This is a genomic window from Flavobacterium acetivorans, assembly GCF_020911885.1.
In the GTDB taxonomy this organism is placed as follows: Bacteria; Bacteroidota; Bacteroidia; order Flavobacteriales; family Flavobacteriaceae; genus Flavobacterium; species Flavobacterium acetivorans.
This window is the reverse complement of record NZ_CP087132.1, coordinates 2,589,806-2,610,716: the sequence shown is the minus strand read 5'-3', so window position 1 is coordinate 2,610,716 and position 20,911 is coordinate 2,589,806. Positions and strand designations below refer to the sequence as shown.

Annotated in this window: 22 protein-coding genes; 6 read left to right on the top strand and 16 right to left on the bottom strand. The window is 33.0% G+C overall.

Features of this window, described 5'->3' with window-relative positions:
* Positions 1-32 precede the first annotated feature (32 nt).
* Complete coding sequence (locus LNP19_RS11455) at positions 33-251, top strand: hypothetical protein (RefSeq protein WP_230062050.1); 219 nt, start codon at positions 33-35, stop codon at positions 249-251.
* A gap of 195 nt (positions 252-446) precedes the next feature.
* Here the strand turns inward: LNP19_RS11455 and LNP19_RS11450 are convergent, their stop codons facing one another.
* The 5 genes from LNP19_RS11450 to LNP19_RS11430 all read right to left on the bottom strand — a co-directional run bounded on the left by LNP19_RS11450 (position 447) and on the right by LNP19_RS11430 (position 4,647).
* Positions 447-989 (bottom strand): type II toxin-antitoxin system VapC family toxin, encoded by a 543-nt coding sequence (locus tag LNP19_RS11450; protein ID WP_230062049.1) that lies wholly within the window; start codon positions 987-989, stop codon positions 447-449.
* On the bottom strand, positions 976-1,329 hold the full coding sequence (locus LNP19_RS11445; RefSeq protein ID WP_230062048.1) for an STAS-like domain-containing protein: 354 nt from the start codon (positions 1,327-1,329) through the stop codon (positions 976-978). The genes LNP19_RS11450 and LNP19_RS11445 overlap by 14 nt, the downstream gene beginning before the upstream one ends.
* Before the next feature lie 31 nt (positions 1,330-1,360).
* On the bottom strand, positions 1,361-2,242 hold the full coding sequence (locus LNP19_RS11440; RefSeq protein WP_230062047.1) for a hypothetical protein: 882 nt from the start codon (positions 2,240-2,242) through the stop codon (positions 1,361-1,363).
* A 318-nt stretch (positions 2,243-2,560) separates the two neighbouring features.
* The gene (locus LNP19_RS11435; protein WP_230062046.1) at positions 2,561-3,676 is read right to left on the bottom strand and encodes an IS91 family transposase; all 1,116 of its coding nucleotides are present in this window, start codon (positions 3,674-3,676) and stop codon (positions 2,561-2,563) included.
* Positions 3,655-4,647, bottom strand: a complete 993-nt coding sequence (locus LNP19_RS11430; protein WP_230062045.1) for a tyrosine-type recombinase/integrase — start codon at positions 4,645-4,647, stop codon at positions 3,655-3,657. Before LNP19_RS11430 ends, LNP19_RS11435 begins: the two co-directional genes overlap by 22 nt.
* A 199-nt stretch (positions 4,648-4,846) precedes the next feature.
* On the opposite strand from LNP19_RS11430, the gene LNP19_RS11425 reads away from it, so the two are divergent.
* From LNP19_RS11425 to LNP19_RS11405, 5 genes are all read left to right on the top strand, one after another.
* Entirely contained in the window at positions 4,847-5,497 is a 651-nt protein-coding gene (locus LNP19_RS11425; RefSeq protein WP_230062044.1) for a hypothetical protein, read from the top strand.
* A gap of 207 nt (positions 5,498-5,704) precedes the next feature.
* Positions 5,705-6,283: a hypothetical protein gene (locus tag LNP19_RS11420; RefSeq protein ID WP_230062043.1), complete on the top strand. Its 579-nt coding sequence runs from the start codon at positions 5,705-5,707 to the stop codon at positions 6,281-6,283.
* 452 nt (positions 6,284-6,735) lie between these two features.
* Positions 6,736-6,990, top strand: coding sequence for a hypothetical protein (locus tag LNP19_RS11415; protein ID WP_230062042.1), 255 nt, complete (start codon positions 6,736-6,738; stop codon positions 6,988-6,990).
* A gap of 331 nt (positions 6,991-7,321) precedes the next feature.
* Positions 7,322-7,861, top strand: a complete 540-nt coding sequence (locus tag LNP19_RS11410) for a DUF6934 family protein (RefSeq protein ID WP_230062041.1) — start codon at positions 7,322-7,324, stop codon at positions 7,859-7,861.
* Positions 7,862-7,930: 69 nt separating this feature from the next.
* Positions 7,931-8,092, top strand: a complete 162-nt coding sequence (locus tag LNP19_RS11405) for a hypothetical protein (protein WP_230062040.1) — start codon at positions 7,931-7,933, stop codon at positions 8,090-8,092.
* Positions 8,093-8,388: 296 nt separating this feature from the next.
* On the opposite strand, the gene LNP19_RS15520 is transcribed toward LNP19_RS11405, so the two are convergent.
* The 11 genes from LNP19_RS15520 to LNP19_RS11355 form a co-directional block, all read right to left on the bottom strand.
* Complete coding sequence (locus tag LNP19_RS15520) at positions 8,389-8,661, bottom strand: HlyD family secretion protein (RefSeq protein WP_487320221.1); 273 nt, start codon at positions 8,659-8,661, stop codon at positions 8,389-8,391.
* Between the two features lie 183 nt (positions 8,662-8,844).
* Complete coding sequence (locus LNP19_RS11400; RefSeq protein ID WP_230062039.1) at positions 8,845-9,108, bottom strand: DUF1622 domain-containing protein; 264 nt, start codon at positions 9,106-9,108, stop codon at positions 8,845-8,847.
* A gap of 210 nt (positions 9,109-9,318) precedes the next feature.
* Entirely contained in the window at positions 9,319-10,371 is a 1,053-nt protein-coding gene (locus LNP19_RS11395; protein WP_230062038.1) for a PepSY-associated TM helix domain-containing protein, read from the bottom strand.
* Between the two features lie 72 nt (positions 10,372-10,443).
* Entirely contained in the window at positions 10,444-12,834 is a 2,391-nt protein-coding gene (locus LNP19_RS11390; protein WP_230062037.1) for a TonB-dependent receptor, read from the bottom strand.
* Positions 12,835-13,070: 236 nt separating this feature from the next.
* Positions 13,071-13,292 (bottom strand): transposase, encoded by a 222-nt coding sequence (locus LNP19_RS11385; protein WP_230062036.1) that lies wholly within the window; start codon positions 13,290-13,292, stop codon positions 13,071-13,073.
* Positions 13,293-13,492: 200 nt separating this feature from the next.
* Positions 13,493-14,671, bottom strand: coding sequence for a TolC family protein (locus tag LNP19_RS11380; RefSeq protein ID WP_230062035.1), 1,179 nt, complete (start codon positions 14,669-14,671; stop codon positions 13,493-13,495).
* Positions 14,661-17,756: an efflux RND transporter permease subunit gene (locus tag LNP19_RS11375; protein WP_230062034.1), complete on the bottom strand. Its 3,096-nt coding sequence runs from the start codon at positions 17,754-17,756 to the stop codon at positions 14,661-14,663. The genes LNP19_RS11380 and LNP19_RS11375 overlap by 11 nt, the downstream gene beginning before the upstream one ends.
* A 76-nt stretch (positions 17,757-17,832) precedes the next feature.
* On the bottom strand, positions 17,833-18,132 hold the full coding sequence (locus LNP19_RS11370) for a four helix bundle protein (protein ID WP_346432228.1): 300 nt from the start codon (positions 18,130-18,132) through the stop codon (positions 17,833-17,835).
* 88 nt (positions 18,133-18,220) lie between these two features.
* Complete coding sequence (locus LNP19_RS11365) at positions 18,221-19,750, bottom strand: efflux RND transporter periplasmic adaptor subunit (RefSeq protein WP_230062033.1); 1,530 nt, start codon at positions 19,748-19,750, stop codon at positions 18,221-18,223.
* A 58-nt stretch (positions 19,751-19,808) separates the two neighbouring features.
* Positions 19,809-20,033 (bottom strand): hypothetical protein, encoded by a 225-nt coding sequence (locus LNP19_RS11360; RefSeq protein WP_230062032.1) that lies wholly within the window; start codon positions 20,031-20,033, stop codon positions 19,809-19,811.
* Positions 20,034-20,259: 226 nt separating this feature from the next.
* Entirely contained in the window at positions 20,260-20,658 is a 399-nt protein-coding gene (locus tag LNP19_RS11355) for a hypothetical protein (RefSeq protein WP_230062031.1), read from the bottom strand.
* Positions 20,659-20,911: the final 253 nt, after the last annotated feature.

Sequence of the window (20,911 nt, the reverse complement as noted above, 5' to 3'; positions counted from 1 at the left end):
GACCAAACATAAAACTTACTATTTTCGGAATAATGACTTCATGTCCTCAAATAATTGATGAACGTGTTCACCCAAGTGATGAATTTAAATATCACGACGAAACAGAATTATCAGTTGAAAAAGTTTATGACAAAGTTTTTCGCGGAGTGTTTAACTCAATTGAAGGATTAGAAAAATTCTTTAATGTATACCACCCGAAAATTTCTGTCAGTCCAATTGGAATTTATAGAGAAATTGTTTTCGAAGAATAAAACATCGCCTAACAGCTAAGTTTTCGTTGCGTGCGCAGCACGAACAATGAAAGCTGTGTTGAACGGAAGCGGAGCTTATTAGAAAAAGAATATAATTGTACGCTAAATCATCTATATTTACTTTCTAAAGAACAAAAAATAGCGCAATTTGAAGGTTATTAGACATACTGATGTTAGCGGTCAGGCTAAAAACGATTAAATTTGCGTAGTAAGAATATCAATTTTTGAATCTAATTTTTGAAAATCTTTATCATTTGTGACTATTTTATATTTATTTAATTCAGCTAATTGCGTGTAATAAGCATCATTAAAATCAACAATTTTAAAATTTTGTAAAATTTGATTTTTATCAATAGCATTAAAATTATCTCCAACTGAAACTAAATTTGGCAACTTAAAAATTTTGTTAATTGAAATTGAAATAGTTTCGACAGAATTCTCATAATCTTTAGTTCCTACAAAATCTCTTTTAAAATCCTTATTAACAAAATTATTATTAGATATCCATTGATTAAAATCTCTTCTTAATAAAACATTTGCAAATTCAGAAATTACCATTGAGGTGATGTAAATAGGCAAATCTCTTGTTATTAATTTCTCGAGAAGCTTTGTATATTGTAATTGGTCATTAGCTTGAAAACTTGCAACTGTTCCATATAGCAGAAGCCAAACATTAGTATCGAAAAAGAATTGGTCGGTGAAACCAATCTCATATTTACTTAATTTAATCGTTGCCATACATAGCGTCGTTTGAATTTTTTTCAAAAGAATCTTTATCTGAAAAATATTCTTTTGCTCTTTGTATAACATCTCTGAAAAGAATTCTATCGTCTTCTTCTACATTTTCAAGTTTCAAATACTCATTTAAAAACTCTCCTGTATATTCTTTATTACTGTATAAACTTCCTATTGCAGCATTAAGAAATGCTGTAATCATAATAGTTATACCCGAAAAATCTAACTCAACCTTCTCTTTTCGTTGAAGATATGAATCAACTAATTCAAAAACTTTAACACCATTTTCAGTAGAAACGGCTAATTCTGAATTAATTATCTCTTTAATTAATAAATGCTTCATAGTTATTTTTTCTTTGTGCAAAAATACGATTTTAAAAAATATTCTCAAAATTACCAACCTCTTCTTTTAGTACATAATGATTGAGATCATTTAAGTTAAATTTAATATTTACAATCGTTCCATCAAATATAGAATTTAATTGTTTTTTCACAACATTTCCATTCTTAAATTCATAAAACCCATCCGATGAAATGATCTGTATTTTACCCTTATTCAATTTTATAAAATTAAAAATTACTGCTAAACCTAATCCTCCTGAAGTTTCTCCAGTTTTAGTAGTATTTCCTTTTACCATTGCCCACTCAATAGCATCTGATGCTACAATGTCTTGGCTTAAATATGTAGAAACATTCTGTTTTATATTTATGCCTTTATCAACAATTGTAAAATGTAACGGTTTATCACTTTTTCGTGGAAAGAACTGACCGCAAGTATGTATATAATCACATTTACCATGCGTTCTCGCATTTTCATAAATTTCAAAAATATTTCGAGTTATTTCTTTACCCAGTTTTTCGCTATGTGATGGAAATTGTGGTTTATTTAATAATTCATTTTGTATATAATTATAAAATCCAGTATCATCTTTTGGTGTAAACTTCATGTAAGTTAATGCAGTATCGTAATTATCAACAATTTTTTCATATCCAAAAGGTAATAAGAAAGCATTCTTTCTAAGTATTGTTTCTACAGCTGAATTTATATTTATTAAACTAATTTTATTATTTTTTGATTCTAAAATTTCAAAAATAGTACCTATTAAAGCGCATAAATTAGCCTCTAAAAAAATTACCTTTTGAAAATCAAAAATAATTTTTGTGTCTTTTACTTCTCTGTAATTATTTAACCAAGTAATAATGAAATCATAGCCTTCATATTCACTCTTTATGTCATTTGGAATAGTAATTATCATTTTGACTTTTTTATACGATCAAATGTAACAAAATTAGACTATTAAACGATTAAAAAGGAAGTTACAAAAAAAACACTACAGCTAATAGCTAAGTTTCGTTGGGCTTGAAAAGCCAACACCCGAGCGCAGCGAACGGACGTAGTAATGAAATTCCTGTTGAACGGAACCGATTACATGTCCGTCAACTATGGAGTTATCGTATAATGAGTTTTAGAATTTCAAGGGGACTTATAGTCCTCTTTTTTTTGAAGTAGTTTTTCAGTTGGTTTTAATGTGTTTTTCCTTTACTTTCGGGTATAAGTGCCCTTACCCATAAAGTTAGTTTTCACAGGGATTGGTGTTTTGGCCACCGCCAAGATACCAAGCAGGCGGACCGCGTTGGTCGAAAACTGCTATTCGATGCAAATTGCCCGTTTTACAACACGGACATTTAGGAGAAAAAGGCTTTTTTTCTGCTTTTTCTAATACTTTTTGTTGGAGTTTTTCTTGTAAAACTTTCAGCTTTTGTCGTTTCCAAGTACTGCTTAAAAAACCGTAATGACGAATCTTGACGAAGCGTTTGGGCAAAATATGCAACGCAAACCGCCTGATAAACTCCTGATGCGTGAGCGTCATTTGCTTTTTTACTCCCTCCATTCGATAATCCTTGTAATCAAAAGTGACGTTTTGGTTATCAATAGCTTTGATTCTGTGATTGCTAATAGCAATTTTATGGGTGTATCTTCCCAAATATTCCACCACCGATTTTGGACTTCCAAAAGGGCGTTTGGCAAAAACTACCCAAGGTTTCTGCCATAATTCCTGTCGGATTTGCTCATACCTAATCGGGTTTTTGGCTTTCAGTTTTTCGCAATACTTTGCTCTAAAAACCTTCGACAAAGCTTTTACCGGGAATAAGAATTTCCCGTCGGAGCGGCTGTTTTGCCACATACCATTTTTGTCCACGCCACCACCGGGAACAATGCAATGCAGGTGCGGATGCAAACTTAATTGCTGCCCCCAGGTATGCAAAACGGCAATCATTCCCATTTGCATTCCCTTGCCTTTGCCAAAGGTTGTTAACGTTTCCCAAGTAGCTTCAAACAAGCTATCATAGACTATTTTTGGCTGATGTATTGCCAAAGAATTAATACTACCAGGCAAGGTAAAAACTACGTGGAAGTACGGAACCGGTAAAAGCTCAATAGCTCTTGCTTGAATCCAATCTTCTCGTTTGTTGCCCTGACACTTCGGACAATGCCGATTGCGGCAAGAGTTGTAGCTTATATTGATGTTTCCACAACTATCGCAAGCATCGATATGACCACCCAGCTCGGCTGTTCTGCATTTTTTAATGGCGTAAAGCGTGCGAAGTTGCCAGGTGTTTAATCCATAGTTTTCGAGTCTTGAGCCTGCCTTTCTTAATACATCAGCTACTTCAATTTTTGACTGCACTTGGCAAAAAGGGTATCTAGTGGACTAAAAATGCGTTGACTCTCGAGTTGGGCAATATGCAGATATTCCATTGTGGTCTCAACATTCTGGTGTCCCAAAAGGTCTTTTAGCGTCATAATATCCATACCGTCTTCGAGCAAATGTGTGGCATAACTGTGCCGCAGCGTATGGCTATGAACTTCCTTTTTTATTCCCGATGCCTTAGCGACTTGCCGCACCGCCCATTGCACGCCTCGTTGTGAATACCGATTGTCAAAATCACCACCTGCTCCAGTAGGCAAAGGCTGTCCATTAAAAAGATAATCCTGGGGTTTTTCGGCTTCAATATACTTTTTCAATCCTCGGATTAAATGAATAGAAAGCGGTACATAACGGTCTTTTTTACCTTTGCCTTGAACCACTTTGAGCTGTTTTCGGTCAAAATCCAGGTCTTGTAATCGCACACCTCGGGCCTCCATACAGCGAAGTCCGCAACCATAAAGCAAACCGATAAGAATTTTATGTTTGAGTAGTTTGGCACCTTGAAGCATAGCCCAAACTTCCTCTTTACTCAAAACAACAGGGAGCTTTTTCTCGTGTTTTATGGACGGTAAACGCAGGTATTCATACGGAAATCCTTCTGATTTGAGTAAAAAACGAAGTCCGTAAACGCAATGCTTAAAATAGGTTTGAGAGGGTGTTTTTGACTTTTTTTGTTGGTAAAACAAGTAGTCCTGTACTTGTTCAGAATCGAGTTCTGTTGGGATTTTACCAAAATAGAGCGAAATAGCCGCCACATGGCGCGAATAGTTATTGAACGTACTTTGACTTCTGCCTAAAACGGAAACCGTACGCTCAAACCGTTGAAGTAATTGCTCAAATCCAGGAACTTCCCGCTTGGCTTGGTTGAGAATTTTGTTTTCTCTTAATTCTTCAACCGACTTTTTTTTGTGACCATAATTATAATTTTTAGTTATATTCGTAAGGTACAAAATCTCGGTAAGTGCTACCGAAGGTTTAGTTCAACACACGCTACAACGGATTTGGGCATTTGGCTTAATAGAAAGTTGGTTGTGTATTTGGAATATTTGGCAAATCCGAAGAATGGGCTTAATTTAGTCCCAAACTGCTTTTAGCGCGGGAACGTTAGCCGTCAGTTTGCCGCAGAACTAAAAAAAACCACATAAAAATATGAAATCGAAGTTTTTATTCATTTTACTAATTGTTTTTAGCTTTCCCATTTTTTCTCAACAAAAAAAGGAAGTAATTAAAGGTGATGAATTAATAATTGAAACGCCTGAAAACGGAAAAGTTGAAAATGGAATTTACAGTTGTAATTTGTTTGATTGGAAAATTACTATTCCAGAAGGTTATAAAATAAGCGACCAAAAAAGAACAGAAGAACTAGAAAATAAAGGTTATGAAGCTTCAAAAAATGTAGTCGGAAATGGAATAAAAATTAATCCACATCCGACTCAATTAATAGGATTTGAAATCAATAAGTATAATTATTTTAAATCTAGCTTTGAATCATTAATTGGAACAAAAAAACTCACTCTCGAAGAACACAAAAAATTTACTGAACAGCTTTTAACGGATACATATTCAAAGATTAAAGAATTAAAATTTGAATTAACTTCAACAGACTTAAAAATAGGAAAATATAGTTTTTATAAAATGCAAATCCGATTATACAATGTGAAAAATGATAAGCTTTTATTAACTCAAGAATTATATAATAGCTTTATTAATGACCATTTATTTAGTGTTTCTATTAATTACACAAATGAAGAAGTTGGAATGTTATTAAATTATACATTTAATAAATCATTGGAAAAATAAAACCGAACGGCTAACATAGATGCTACAACGGATTTGGGTAATAGGCTTAATGGAAAGTTGGTTTTGTATCTGGGATGATTTGCTTCGCCTGTTCGCTATCGCTCGGGTGGCAAATCCGAAAATAGGGCTTAATTTAGTCCCAAACCCGCTGTAGCGCGAGAACGTTAGCGGTTATTTTGCAACAGACACGGAAAAAAGACTAAATTAATGAATAAAAAAAATACTTACGATATCATAGCAATAATTTCAACAATTGGTATTATTTGTTGGATGACAACAGATTATTTTGGCGGAATGGTTATTTATTTGTTTTCTTATGGATTAATTATTATTCCTATAATCATACTTTACATTGTTTCCTTTTTCGACACACTAATATCAGCAATAAAGAGAGGCATAATACAAAACAAGACAAAAGTGATTTTTCACGGATTAGTTTTAGTTGCGATTTTCTTGACTAATATATTTCAGTCAGACTTATTTAAATCAAAAGGAGTTCTGAGAGCTACACTTAAAGACGACCAATTTCATTACACTTTAGTTTTTAGGAATGATGGAAACTGTGAAAATGAAGTATCTGGAATATTTGGATTTCAGGAAGTATACCACGGAAAATATAAATTTTATGGTGATACTATTGTTTTTACAAAAAAACCTTATGAAAATGACTTCATTCCTGACACATTATTAATTGACAGAAAAGCTAAAGCAATATTTATTGAAAAAGACAAAAATGGCAAGTTCAACACGACGAAAGAATGGTTAAATCACTTTGAAATCAAATAAAAACAACCGCTAATAGCTAGAATTTCGTTGCGTGCGCAGCACGAACACCCGAGTCCCGATAATTATCGGGACGAACGGACGAAGTAATGAAATTCCTGTTGAACGGAACCGGTCATTGGCGGGTACTATGGAGTTATCGTAAAGTTTTGAGAGAGAATGTCAAGAGGATTTAGTGTTCTTTTTTTTCATGCTCTGTAATTAGGATTACTAGCAGTGAATGGAAACTACTGATATATACATTCCTATAAGTACGAAAAGCCTGTAACAATTAAAAAGCCAGTTTAATGATTTGTAAGGATTAATGTATATATTTGATTTTGAATAAGTACTGACGTTTGTCAGACATAGCACCCCATAAATGGGTGACTTTGTATGGCTTTGTCAGATATATATACAAGTTGTGAGCTAGTTTGCTACACCAAAAGAATATAAAAATTTAAAATGCAAGATAAATGAATGAATCACCCATAAAACATTATTTGGGAATCTCGGAAAGTTTATTTTTTTTGATATTCATTGTGGTTTTTTTTATATTCCTTTTTATTTCAGGTCATTATAAAATAAAGGCAGAAAAGGAAAAGCTTAAAAAAGAAGAACTTGCAGGAGCAAAAGCATGGGTTGAATATCAGCAAAATAGATTAGATGAAGCGTTGAAAAAGAGTGGCAAAAACGTTATTAAAAAGACTATTGAAGAAAATCAAAATTAAAAAAAAGTCAGCACACAACAGCTAAGGGTTCGTTGGGCTTGAAAAGCCAACAATGAACCCGCGGTTGAACGGAACCGCTTTCCATCCATCCCTTATGGGGTTTAGAATAAATGAGTAAGAACAATTTCAAGAGGCCATTACGCCTCTTTTTTTATGGCCTATAATCAGGTTTTACAAGTAGTGAAACTACTGATATGTAGATCAATGTAAGTGCGAAAAGCCTGTGATATATAAACAAGTTGTAGGAAATTTGATTTGGATGTATAGATTTTAAATATTAGATATTAATCATTATTTTTACAACTTTCTAATTTTCAACACCAATATAAAATTGCAAAATAGTAACCATTACGACACAGAATTAACTTTAAATGAGGAAAGATTACAATATCTTTTTGCAAGTATTGGTAACTCTACTATAATTAAAGTTATTGAATACAGTCCAATTACACTTTTAGGCAATAGAGTTGTATATAATTTAGGTTTTGGAGATTATGATGAAGAAAGTAAAACAATAATCGACGACACAAACAGTAATAATGGAGATATGTACACTGTATTTAATACAGTTTTACATACAGTTCCATTGTTTTTCGAATCAAAACCTGATTGTGTGTTATATGTATGCGGTAGTGATTCAACTGAAAATTTTAAGGAGAGTTGTTTGCCATTTTGCAAAAAGAAATGTGATGGGTTTTGTAAAAAAGAAAATCTAAGAATTAAAACATACAGATATTTTATTGATAAAAACTTTGAAGAACTAAGCAATGATTATATTTTCTTCGGAAAAAATCGAACAGCAAACAACACTTTTGTTCAATATATACCAGGTCATGAATATCATGATATTTTGGTATATAGAAAAAAATAATTAATTTTGTGCGCTCGGATGAATATTAATTTATATATTTGAGTAAACTTACTTATTAAAGTTATAGTTATGAAAAAAACAGTAGAAACAAAAAGAGTAATTGATATTCCTAAAGATGCTAAAGTTAAATTTAGTTCTGTAGCAGCGAATATCAAGGATAAAAAGTTGTTTCAAACCAAAATAGAAGCAGCTAAGAGATCATTGGAAGGCTTTAAAACTTTGCCTATTTAGAAAAAACGTTAAACATTATAAAATTGAATCCGGATTTTTAAAATGCGGATTTTTTTTTGTCTATAATATAAACTTCCTACAATAGCCAGAATTTGGTTGGGCTTGAAAAGTGAACACCTGAGCGCAACCGGACGAAGTAATGAAACTCCTGTTGAACGGAACCGCTCTACATCCATCCCTTATGGGGTTTACGATAAATGAGTAAGAAGAATTTCAAGAGGCCATTGGGATAGCATCTAAATATCAGATATTACCTCATAGTTAGAAACGACTTTTTTTATAGATCATGAAAAATGTTATTTATTCATGATATACTTCAAATTATCAAATAAACGCTGAATCAATCGTCTGTCTTTGGTAATAATTTCGGCGGTGCCTTTTGCTTCAAATTTAAAATCTAAAACGGTACCGTAATTGGTTTTTAATTGTTGTGGAAAATCGACTGTGATCAGATAGGTCTCAATATCCCCTTTTTCGGTTTTGGTTGTGCTGGTCGTTAAAGAGATGGATTGTACTTTGCCTTTAATAGAGCCGTATTCTACATATGGATAGTCTTCTAATTTTACAATAACTTCTTGACCTTTTTTTACTTTACCGGCTCCTTGTATTGGTAAAATAAGTTGCCCTACGGCTTGATCATTTTTTGGGATTATAGTAAATGGATTATTTGTTTATTTATAACGGCTCTATGTAAATTAAATCACACCAAATATAATCCTATTTAGGGGTATGCACATCTGGTTTAAATAATTTTATTCATTTATATCTTTACTTTTCTTCCACGGAAATTTCCCTTCAATCTCGACTTCAATAGATAAGCTCAAGAAAGTTCTGATTAATACAACTACTGCTAGCGACAGAACCCTATCCATTGTTGGTTCAGTAACAACAGTACCTATGATGTCTCCAGCAACTAATATTTCTAAGCCTATTAAAATACCTTTGCCGAGTTCTTGTCTCAATATTTTATAAGAACGAGGAACTATATTTTGAAGCGAAAAAATAAATCTGCCCATTGCTAAAATAATGCCAATAATTATTGTAATAAAACCAGCTATCTCTATTTAGCAATTCTTTAAAATGCAAAAGTATATTTACTTTAAAAGAAATTCTTTATGATTTATGCTAAATTGAATTTTATTGCTGACATGCTCTATATGTAATAACCCTCTTCTTGTTAGAAATATAATAAACTACACTACTTTTAAATTCGTAGTGTAGATTTTTCACTTCTGTTTCTTTCTTAGAAGATAAAAACGAAGTCCGGTTATAAATAAAATCAAAGGAACAAATCCACTTAAAAAAATTAAAATCCTCCCTAAAAAACCAGCAATCTCCCCTATATGAAAAACATACATTTGTGCAGTAATTTTTTCACTAAGCGCATCTGAATTATAATCCGAAAAACCAATAATTTTATTATCCCTATTTGTCGTAATTTCCTTGGTTTTTCTAAGTCCAGAAGTCACTTCTCTGTGGTTGACATAACGATACTTATAGTCATCATTCCCTTTGCTAGGAAAATATATGGCTCTTAAATAATAGTAATTACTTGTTTCCGTAAAAGCCATATCTCTATTAAACGTTTCTCCTATTTTTGTTGAACTTTTAACCGCCGTATTTAAAATTCCAAATCCACTCTTATAAAATTGATAATAGGTAAAATAACCTCCTGTGAAGGCAATAATAGTTAAAGGGATAAAGAATAGTGCGCCCAAGCTTTTATGAATATCATAATTCAGCTTTTTATTTTTGGCCTTCCATTGTATAGACAAGCCTTTTCTTAAATTTTTCTTATTGGCTCTCCACCAGAGAAACAGTCCGGAACTTAACAAAAACAAGAAAAAAATAACCGAACTTGTACCCACAATATACTTTCCGATATTTGGAATTCCCAGGTTACGATGTATATTTAAAAGATCTTCAAAAAAAATAATAGCCTTCGTTTTACCTCCTAATAACTTGGCTGTTTCGGGATGATAATAATAGGTTAATCCTTCTTTATCTACAACTGAAATGGATTGTTGTTCCCTATATGGCAAAAACATTTTTTGTAGCTGTTTATTCTGATCGGCAATTCTCTTAGCAGTGCTTAAAATTACTTTTTCTGTAGGTAGTTTACCATCATTTAAAACCAATAATTCAGAATCTATAGCCCTGACTATCTCTGGTTGCCAAACATACATAGCACCTGTTATTCCAGATACAGAAGCCAAAAGACCACAAGTTAAACCTAGCCATAAATGGACTAATTTGCTAATTTTTTCAAATTTTTTCAAAAATCTAAATTTTATAAAACCCAATGCATAAATTACACTGGGTTTAAATTTTTACAATATGACGGCTAAGGATTAAAAACTATAAGCCAAACTCAATTTAGCATTAGCTCCTTCTCCTGCCATTATGAATGTTTTTAATGGTGCCGACCATTGCGATCTTGCCGGTAAATAATACTCATTAAATAAATTATTAATTCCTAAAGAGGCATTAATTCTAGAACTAATCTGATAAGATACAGATAGATTAACAGTTGTATATCCTTTTACAGGAACTTGTGTATGACTGTATTCCCATTCATTTTTTGCATTTAAAAAAGGATCAAATCTATCTCTATCACCTAGGTTTACCATTCTTACGGTAGTACTAATTTTATCACTTGCTTTCCATGTAGCATATGCAGTCCATTTTGGGGCAGAGATTACATCTCCCCCTAAAAAACTTAACGATGTCTTAGCTTTATCATCATATTTTACCCCTTCTACATACGAATAAGAGGTCCCTATAAATAATTGATCTATAATGGCTTGATAATCTAAAGAGAATTCCCCTCCAAAAATCTTTTGTGGCTTTGTCGAAGGGACAAAATTATTCGTTTCATTATTCAACACTAAACTGGTTCCCAAGTTAGATGTACTGAAATACCCGACAGCTTCTAGCCTAAGCCTGTTTAAATTAGAAATAAACCCAAATTCATAATTATTTGTTACGGCAGGTTCAAGCTGAATTTTATTAATGTTATCGACCGTAGCCGATCTCAATACCGATCCCAAATCAGCTATAGAAAACCCTTGAGAATAGCTAATATAAGGTATGAATTCTTTGTTTGCAATGTATCTTACTCCAAAGTTGTAAGAAGCATTATTGAATTTTAGTTTTCCACCAGTTACAAATACAGATGAACTAAAATTACCGTCACTTTTAGGAGAATACGGTAAGGTATTATAATCTGCAATATTCATATTCATATTATCATATCTAAAACCTGCTTTAATAACCCAGTCCTTATCAATTTTTAAACTAGTTTGCGCATAATAGGCAGAACTCCATAATACGGTATTTGGCACCCATAGTCTTCCATCTAACAAACCTTGATTCGTTTTATCTCTCAATAAATCAATACCATAAGTAGCTGACAAGGCTAATCTATCATTTCCAGTATTAATTTTAGAAACAAAATTAGGTCTGATTCCGAATTTTTCTGAATTTATAACAGATTGTCCTCCATTTTCAAACTTATCTGAATAGAAGAAAATGTTTTCTGCATTTTGATAATAAACATCCGTTTCAAAATTAGTTGATCCGTTAAAAATAGCATCTAAACTGTATTTCAAACGAGAATTTATCAATCTGGTTCCCGTTGGTTTTTCTCCAACAATTGAACCTTCAACTCCATAACCTGCGTTTAAGATATAATCTTCTTCTTGATTATTTACCACTATACTTCCTGCAACCGGAATAAACGGACTCTCTTGGGATGATTTGTACATATTACCATTAAAGGTTATACTTTGACGATTATCAATTTGATATACCAATTTACCAAATAAACTATAAATTTTGCTGTTGTCCAATCCATAAGTTGGCAACAATGGCTTTCCTTTGGCATCATACTTATTCCCTGTTTGCTCAAAACTACCACTGATATAATAACTCAGTTTATCCAAACTCCCAGTAAAGGATTGATAAATTCCATAGCCTAAGGCATCCTTCGTTTTTGCAAGATTAGTGGTCCCCCAAATATCTGTGGTTCCTTCTAGTTTTTTTAAGGAATTAGGTGTTTTTGTAATATAATTGATAAAACCTCCATCTCCACCATTTCCAAAAATAGACGTAGCTCCTTTAATCACTTCTACTCTTTTCAAATCATTTGGATGAAAAGATTTAATTTCCAATTGACCATTTCTTAAAGGAGTCGATTGCGGAATACCATCTACCATAGTCAACAATGAACGTCCTCTCAATGTTTGTCCCCAATTAGAAAATGTTCCTGTTCCCACTGCTAAACCAGGAACTGTAGCCTCTAGAATGTCGCTAACATTAGTAGTGTTTTGAGATAATTGTGCAATATTTTTTGAATTCACCACAGTTATAGAAGCCGGAATCTCTGATAAAAACTCAGAATTTCTACCAGACGAAATAATCACTTCATCTAAACTATCAAAGGTGGGCTCTAAGTTAATATTAAGAATAACTATTTTATTATTTCCTGAATTTATTTTTCTTTCCTGTTTATTAAATCCGATGTAACTAAATTCGATAATTAAATTTTTTTTGTCTTCAATCGCTAATTCATATTCTCCTCTTATATTGGTGGTAGTTCCTTTTTGCAATGTATTTATGGCGACATTAACCCCTGAAATTGGATTATTTTTATTATCCGTAACCTTCCCTTTAACAATGAAATTTTGTGAAAAGCTAAGTGTAGTAATGCATAATGCACAAAGTAATGTAATAATTTTCATTTTGTTATTTTTATTAAGTTTAAATAAGCGCAAATATAAAGACCTATTTTAAATATTTAAACAAAAAAAAAATATTTTTTATGAGTTAATTAACAATCACTAATACAAAACTATAAGAAAACAGTACAAAGGTTCGTCTATCGTATTTAAAGAAAGTATCCATCTATAGATAGGGATACTACTTTGTTGTTCAATTCATATATAGCAAGCTCTAACTCGGCATCTTTGAGTCTTTTCTACAGTTGGAGGATTTTTTCTTGCTCGGGAGTGAGTTTTAAATTTCCCTTCTCAGGAAAACTTCCTTCTCCATATTCCTCAAACTCTTTACACCATTTATATAACTGTGGGGCTGGTGCTCCTAACTCTCTGGCGAGTTCTGATATGTTTGTTCTATCATAACTCAATTGGACTGCTTTCTCTTTAAAAGCCTTGTCATAAATTTTTCGCAACAGTTTCACAAGATAAAATGAAGATTTATTTCATAACTTTCTGTGACTGCTAAGTAGCATGTTCATTAGCGGCTGTGTTCTGAAAATAGTATTCTAGAAAGGAGTGTAAATTAGTATTAATTGTGAGATCGGAATAAAAAAGCATTAAAATAAAATAAACACCCCTTAAATCCATAAGAAATAAGGGGTGCTTTAACTGAATTAATAACCTACAATTGATACTTCAATAAAGTAGCCACAACTTCATAATACTCTTTTTCAATCTCCAAATAGGAGTTAGAAGTACTGTTATAATAGTTCAATTCCACAAAATATTCCAAAACCGAAATTTGCCCTGCCGACAATGCTTTATCCAAAAGTTTAATGGGTTCAACCGATTGGTTTATTTTTTCATAGTCTCTCAATATGCTTTTCAGACTTTCATAGCGGCCATAAAGCTGTTTGATTTCGTAATAATGCTCATTCGTATGACCAGCCAGAGCAGTTTCAGCAAAGGACATTTTAGCTTTTTCAAGTTTCACCCTGTTTTTACTTTCCCAAAGTGGTAAAGAAATTCCGGTGTGAATACCGTTATAAGTTTGTCCTAAAAGGCCTTGATAATGATACCCAACTTCCATTTTTGGTAAGGCTAATGCTTTATTTACTTCAATTTGTTTTTGAGCAATTACTTTTTCTTGTTCTAAGGTTTTTCTAATGTAATCTTGTGCTTCTATTTCTTTTTCCAAAGTTTCAAAAGCAGCAACCACAGGAACATCAAAATAAGCGACATCATTAAAGGCTATACCAGTTCCTCCGTTTAAACCGGTGAGTTGTTCATTGAGTTTCACAATAAAAGAAGCATTTTCTAAAAACTGTTTCTTGATTTCCAGCAATTGTATTTCGGCTTTGTTGACATCCAAAATGGTTCCGTCACCAGTTTCCAATTTCTTTTTAAAATGACCCAGCCATTTCTCGGTGGCCTCTTTTCGTTTAGCCAATGGAATTTGTAATTTGTTCCTGTAAACCAATTCAATACAAATCATTTTAGCTTCCAAAAGCAATTCTTGATTAGCGGCTTGAAGGTATAAATCAGCTTGCAGAATCTGTTGCTTGGCCAATTGTTTTTTCTTTCCGTAAACAGTCGGGAAATCAAAAGATTGTGTTACAACAATATCCGTTTGGTTTCCGGCATTGGCAGGGCTTCCTTTTAAATAGTCATATTCAACCGTTGGGTTATATAAAGAATTACCGGTTTGATACTGTACTTTTTGTGCGCTCCAATACTGCGTATTGGCTTGTATTGTCTTGTTATTTTTGGCAATCTCGGCTAAAACTGCATCCATATTGGATTGAGAATACCCTAAACCAAAAAAGAATAGGGCCAAGAATAGCAATAGTCTATTTTTCATTTGTTGCTTTTTTTCGATTAGATAAATAATACACTATTGGGACAATAAAAATGTTCAATAATGTGGAAGTCAACAGACCTCCTAAAATAACTTTCGCCATTGGACTTTGAATTTCATTCCCCGGTAAATCACTAGCAATAGCTAAAGGAATCAATGCCAATCCAGCGGTTAAGGCAGTCATCAATATAGGACTTAATCGGTCTTTTGAACCTTGGATAACCGTTTTATAAAGCGATAAACCTTCTTTCTCTAAAGTTTCATAATGAGAAACTAATAGAATTCCATTACGAGTGGCAACACCAAAAAGTGTGATGAAACCAATAATGGCTGGAATACTCAAAATACCACTGGTAAAATAAATACTGAATACACCACCAATCAAAGCTAATGGTAAGTTCAACAAAATAATAGAAGCAGTTTTTACTTTTTTAAATTCCTGATACAGAATTAAGAATATAACCAATAACGAAATAAGTGAAGTTAAAACCAAAGTTTTTGAAGCTTCAGCTTCGGCTTCAAATTGTCCGCCATACTCAATATGATATTCTTCGGGTAATTTTACTTTATCGTTAATGATTTTCTGAATATCAGCCACTACACTTTTTTGGTCACGACCCGATACATTGGCAGAAACCACTGTTTTACGTTGTACATTCTCACGATTGATCGTATTTGGTCCAGAAGTGCTGACGATGTCTGCCACATAATACAATGGAATTTTTTTGCCATCATGCGTATCAATCATAGCGTTTTTAATGTTCTCGATTTTGCCTTTGTTGGCATCATCAAAACGAAGCATCAAATCAAAAGTTTTGTTGCCTTCATAAATTTCAGATACTTTTTCACCAGCAAATGCTACATCAACAAATTCATTAAACTGACCAATAGTAATTCCATATTGGTTCAAAACATCTCGTTTGGCTTTTATTTGAATTTGCGGAATTTCGACTTGTTGTTCGACACTTAAATCTACCAATCCTTCCACATTCTGGATTTCATTTTTGATTTCATTGGAAAGCGTAAATAACTTATTCAAATCGTTACCAAAAATTTTGATGGCAATATTGGCTCGTGTTCCTGATAACATGTGGTCTATTCGGTGACCTATCGGTTGACCAATAGTAATATTGGCTCCTGAAACCCCCGCCAGTTTTTCACGAACATCTGCCATAAATTCTTCCCGATTTCTTTCGTCTAAAGTGAAAGGAGCATCAATTTCGGCAGCATTTACGCCTTGTGCGTGTTCATCAAGTTCGGCTCTTCCTGTTCTACGGGTGGTGATTTTAATTTCGGGTACAGATAGTAATGCTTTTTCTACTTGTGTGCCTATTTTGTTACTTTCCTCTAACGAGATTCCGGGTAAACTAACAGCACTAATTACCAACGAACCTTCGTTAAATTCGGGTAAAAAGCTCCTTCCCAATTGGCTCATTACTAACAGGGAAACCAAAAATAATCCCCCCGCAATTACAAGTACTGTTTTTTTCATTTCCATGGCCCGATTTAAAGCATTGGAATACATTTTTTGCAGGCGTTCCACCAACCAACTTTCTTTATGCTGTTTTAAAAGCATTTTGTCATTAGTCAATAAGTAACTTGCTAATACAGGCGTAAGTGTAATAGAAACGATTAAAGAAGCAAACAACGCTACAATAAAAGCGATGCCAAGCGGAGCTAATAATTTGCCTTCCATTCCTGATAAAAAGAACAACGGTAAAAAAGCAACTATAATAATAAAAGTGGCGTTAATAACCGAACTTCTAATTTCAAACGAACCATCAAAAATAACCGTTAGTTTGTCTTTTTGTTCCGCTTTGGGTTTTAATGCATTTTCTTTAAGTCGTTTAAAAACATTTTCCACATCAATAATGGCGTCATCCACCAAATCACCAATAGCAATAGCCATACCTCCTAAACTCATGGTATTGATAGTAAAACCTAGCCATTTTAAAGTAAGTATTGCAACAATTAATGAAATAGGTATTGCCAATAAGGATATAAATGTAGCTCTCCAATTCATCAGGAATAAAAACAAAATGATGATTACAAAAGCAGTTCCTTCCAATAAAGTTTTCTGAATGTTACTGATGGAAGCATTAATAAAATCGGCCTGACGGAAAATTTTAGTATTAATATGAACATCTTTGGGCAAGTTCTTTTGAATATCAGCAATCGAAGCATCAATAGTTTCGGTAAGTTCCAAAGTATTGGTTGAAGGTTGCTTCATTACTGTCATAATTACAGCAGGTTTCCCATTCAAGGAGCCATCACCAATTTTTAAAGAAGCACCAATTTTTATTTCCGCAACATCTTCAATTTTGATGGGATTACCATTCTGCATTTTAATTACAGATTTGCCTAAAGCTTCAATTTCGTTGGTTCTACCAATTCCTTTAACGATATACTCATTATTATATTCGTTCATAAATCCACCTGACGAATTGCCATTGGCTTCTTCACTGGCTTTTAATAATTCATTGAGTGAAACATTGTAGTAATTCATTTTTTGAGGGGAAGCCAATATTTGATATTGCTTGTATTCTCCACCAATCACAATAACTTGCGATACCCCTCCAGTGGCTAATAATCTGGGTCTTATAGTCCAGTCGGCAATGCTTCTTAAATCAATTTGGGAAGTTTTGTCGGCAGTTACACTGACTAACATAATTTCGCCCATGATAGAAGATTGTGGGCCCATTGTTGGATTTCCAACACCTTGCGGTAATTTTTCTGCTACGGCAGTAATTTTCTCATTTACAATTTGTCGTGCTTTGTAAATATCAGTGTCCCATTCAAATTCAACCCACACAATAGAAATACCTGCGGAAGAGGAAGAACGAACACGTCTTACATTAGTTGCGCCGTTTACAGCAGTTTCAATCGGAAAAGTAACCAGTTTTTCTACTTCTTCCGGTGCCATACCATGAGCTTCAGTAAGTACAACAACCGTTGGAGCTGTCAAATCAGGGAACACATCAACTTCCATTTTAGAAGCGACAACACTACCGAAAATCAGTAATAAAACCGATGCTATCACTACAAAAAATCTATTTTTTAGTGAAAATTTAATTATTTTATTTAACATCTATGGAATTTTGAATTCTGAATTTTAAATTTTGAATTGAATAATCAAACATTCATCATTTAACATTCAAAATTATTTATAAATCATTATTCTGAGACGATTTGACTATTGCTGTAAGAATATTGATGAGTTGATCAACATCATCAATTAATTTTGAATAGTCTAAATCTACTAATTTACTTCTATCAAGCAATTGTAACCAATATTTTGTTTCTCTTGCTTCTTTTGATGAGATTGACATTTTTGCTGTAAAATCTTTTTTAGATATTGCAGCAGTTGCTTCCTGAACATTTGCGCCAATACTTGTACCACTTCGCAATAATTGCTTTGACACAACATATTCTTTCTGTTTCAGCAACTGTTTGTATAACTCAATTATATGTAATGCAAAATCAAAAGACTTAGTTACTATAATATTTTCTTTCTTTATCCTTGCATAATTTAAAATTCAACATTCAACATTTCTAATGTTCATGTCCGTGAGCAGGCAATGCACCCGATGCACTTGATAATTTGATTTGATAACCACCTTTGGTAACCACTCTTTCATTTTCTGAAACACCTTCAATAACTTGTACATTCAAGCCATCACTGGCACCTAATTTCACTTCTCTTTTTTGGAAACTTTCGCCACCGGTTTGCACGTAAACATAGAATACACCTTGTTCTTCAATTAGGGCAGAAACAGGAACTACCAAAGCATCTGCAATAGCAGAAGATTTAAGATAAATTTCAACTATCGAACCCGAAACCAGTTGACCTTCATTGTCAATTTCAAAAGTAACAGGGATAAAGGGAGTGGCAGCGGAAGCACTTTTTCCATAAGAAATAATTCTTCCGTTCAGCGCAGCAGTATTATAAACAATCTCACTTTGGGGCGTTTTAAAATTAGCAGAAGTAATGCTTGATAATCTGCTAAAATAGTTTTGAGAAACATTGGCTTGCACAAGCAATTTCTTGTTTTTTGAAATGGTTGCTAATGGTGTTCCGGAGGGTACAAATTGTCCTTCGGTTACCAATACATTTTTAACAAACCCCGACATTGGAGATAACACGTTTTGACCTTTAGAACTATAATTTTTAGAAACAGTGTTATAGGCATTTCTCGCGTTATCAAATTGTAATTTTACTTGTTGATGGTCTTTTTCAGAAACAATTTTATCAGCCACTAATAATTTAGAACGCTCATAATCTGCCTTAGCTTGTAAATAATTGGCTTTAGCATCTTTCACAGAAGCATCGATATTACTTTCAGTCATATCAGCTCCAGTTATTGTGAAAAGTGAGTTGCCTGAATTTACAGCAGAACCCACAATGGTATTTTTACCAGAAAAAACAACTACACCACTTGCTTTAGCAGTAACAATCATTTCATCACCGGGAGCAGAAAGAATTTGACCACTTGTTTTAATGACATCATTGAACGTTTGTTTTTTAATAGCTTGATTAGCAAAATCCACTTTCCAGGCTTGCTCTTTTAGAAAAGAAATATCTGTACTTTCTGAGTGTGGAGCTTGTTTGGCTAATGCAGCCTTTTCATCAGCATAAACTACCACATTTTCAATCGTAATTTTATCGGTAAAATCTTTACTAATAATATCAAAAACCAGTGTTCCAGTCCCTGCTATTTTTGGACTTAAAGCCAAACGAAATATTCCAGGAGAACTAGGAGCATCAACTGAATTTTTAATGCCTTTATCACCTACAATTAAACTGACAGTAATTTTGGCATCAGTCAAGGCTTTGAAGTTTTCACCCAAAACTGTAAAATGAGCCGCAAACTTTGAAGTTTCACCTACAATCAAAGGTTTAAACTCAACGAATAGTTCCGAATTTTCAGTATAAAGGGTATAAGCTAATGGTTCTAATGAAGAACTTTCTTTAGTTTCTTCTTTGTTGTTGCAACTAGTAAATCCTAGAAAAAATAAACCTAGGAGCAATATTTTTAGACACAAGCCTGAAAGGCGAAATGTCGTTTTCGTAATTATTTTCATATATGTAAATTATTAGAATGATGCCTATAACTTCGAAATTATAGGCATCAAAAATAAATTAATGGTCGTGTTTTTCTCCATTTTCGTGTTGGTGATCATCAGCCTCTTTTGTAGCAACACTATCTTTACCAACAGTAAATTCTTCTTGTGAAACTGTATCTGTTTCGTGATTTGCATGTTCTTCACCATCTGCGTGTTGGTGCGTTCCATCTGTGTGGTCGTGTCCGTGTTCTTCAGTTTTTTTTCCGTTGCAAGCAGTAAATAGCATAGTAGCTATTGCCATTGAAAACAATAATTTTTTCATTGATTTTGTTTTTTGAAATTAATATATATGAAATGAATATTATTAAAATTAGGTCGCAAGTACTAATGTGATTTGCGACCCGAGCTTTTGCGAACAGGCGAAGTAATCATATATGATCTATAAAAAAACAATAGATAAGACATATGAAAATAACTTAATGCCTAAAAAAGGCAATAAGTATCCTGTAATTCAAATAATGAATAGTTTAGATAAAAAGTGTGGGCGGACCACGAAATTGTAAGGAATGTAAATGAGGAGAAATAAAAATGAGCGGTTCTTTGTTTCGAACTACTTTATTTTTATTATAATATCCAATTGAATCTGTAAAAACTGAAGTTGTATCTAGTACAAAAACTTGATTAGGAACTTCCTTAATGATTTTTACAACTACTTCTAATTGACTATTTGAAAAAGTATCGGAAGTGTGGTTAAAATGAGAAAATAATATTGACAAACCACTTTCGCCCGAATTTTCTTCATGGTGGTGATGGTGTTTTCCATCGTGCTGATGTTCTGTTATATGGGTGTGCGGAAATAAGCTATGTCCTAATTGAAGGAAACAAGCTAAAAAAAGAAATAATACGTAAATCGATTTCTTATGCATTTTTACAAAAGTAAACAATTTTTATTTAAAGTAAATTAGTTTTTATATTTTAGGAACGTTTAATATTATCTCATTTAAATTCACAAAAAAAATGCTGTAGTTCAATTTGTGTGTTGATGAGAGATTTAGCAGTTTTTGAAAAGTATATTGATGTTTTCGCGATCACACCTGAAATTGTAAAGGAAAGCGGTTTTCGCAAAAAAATCACCAGACTTTCATTGCTTTGTAGCAGAGGACAATGATGAGATAGCAG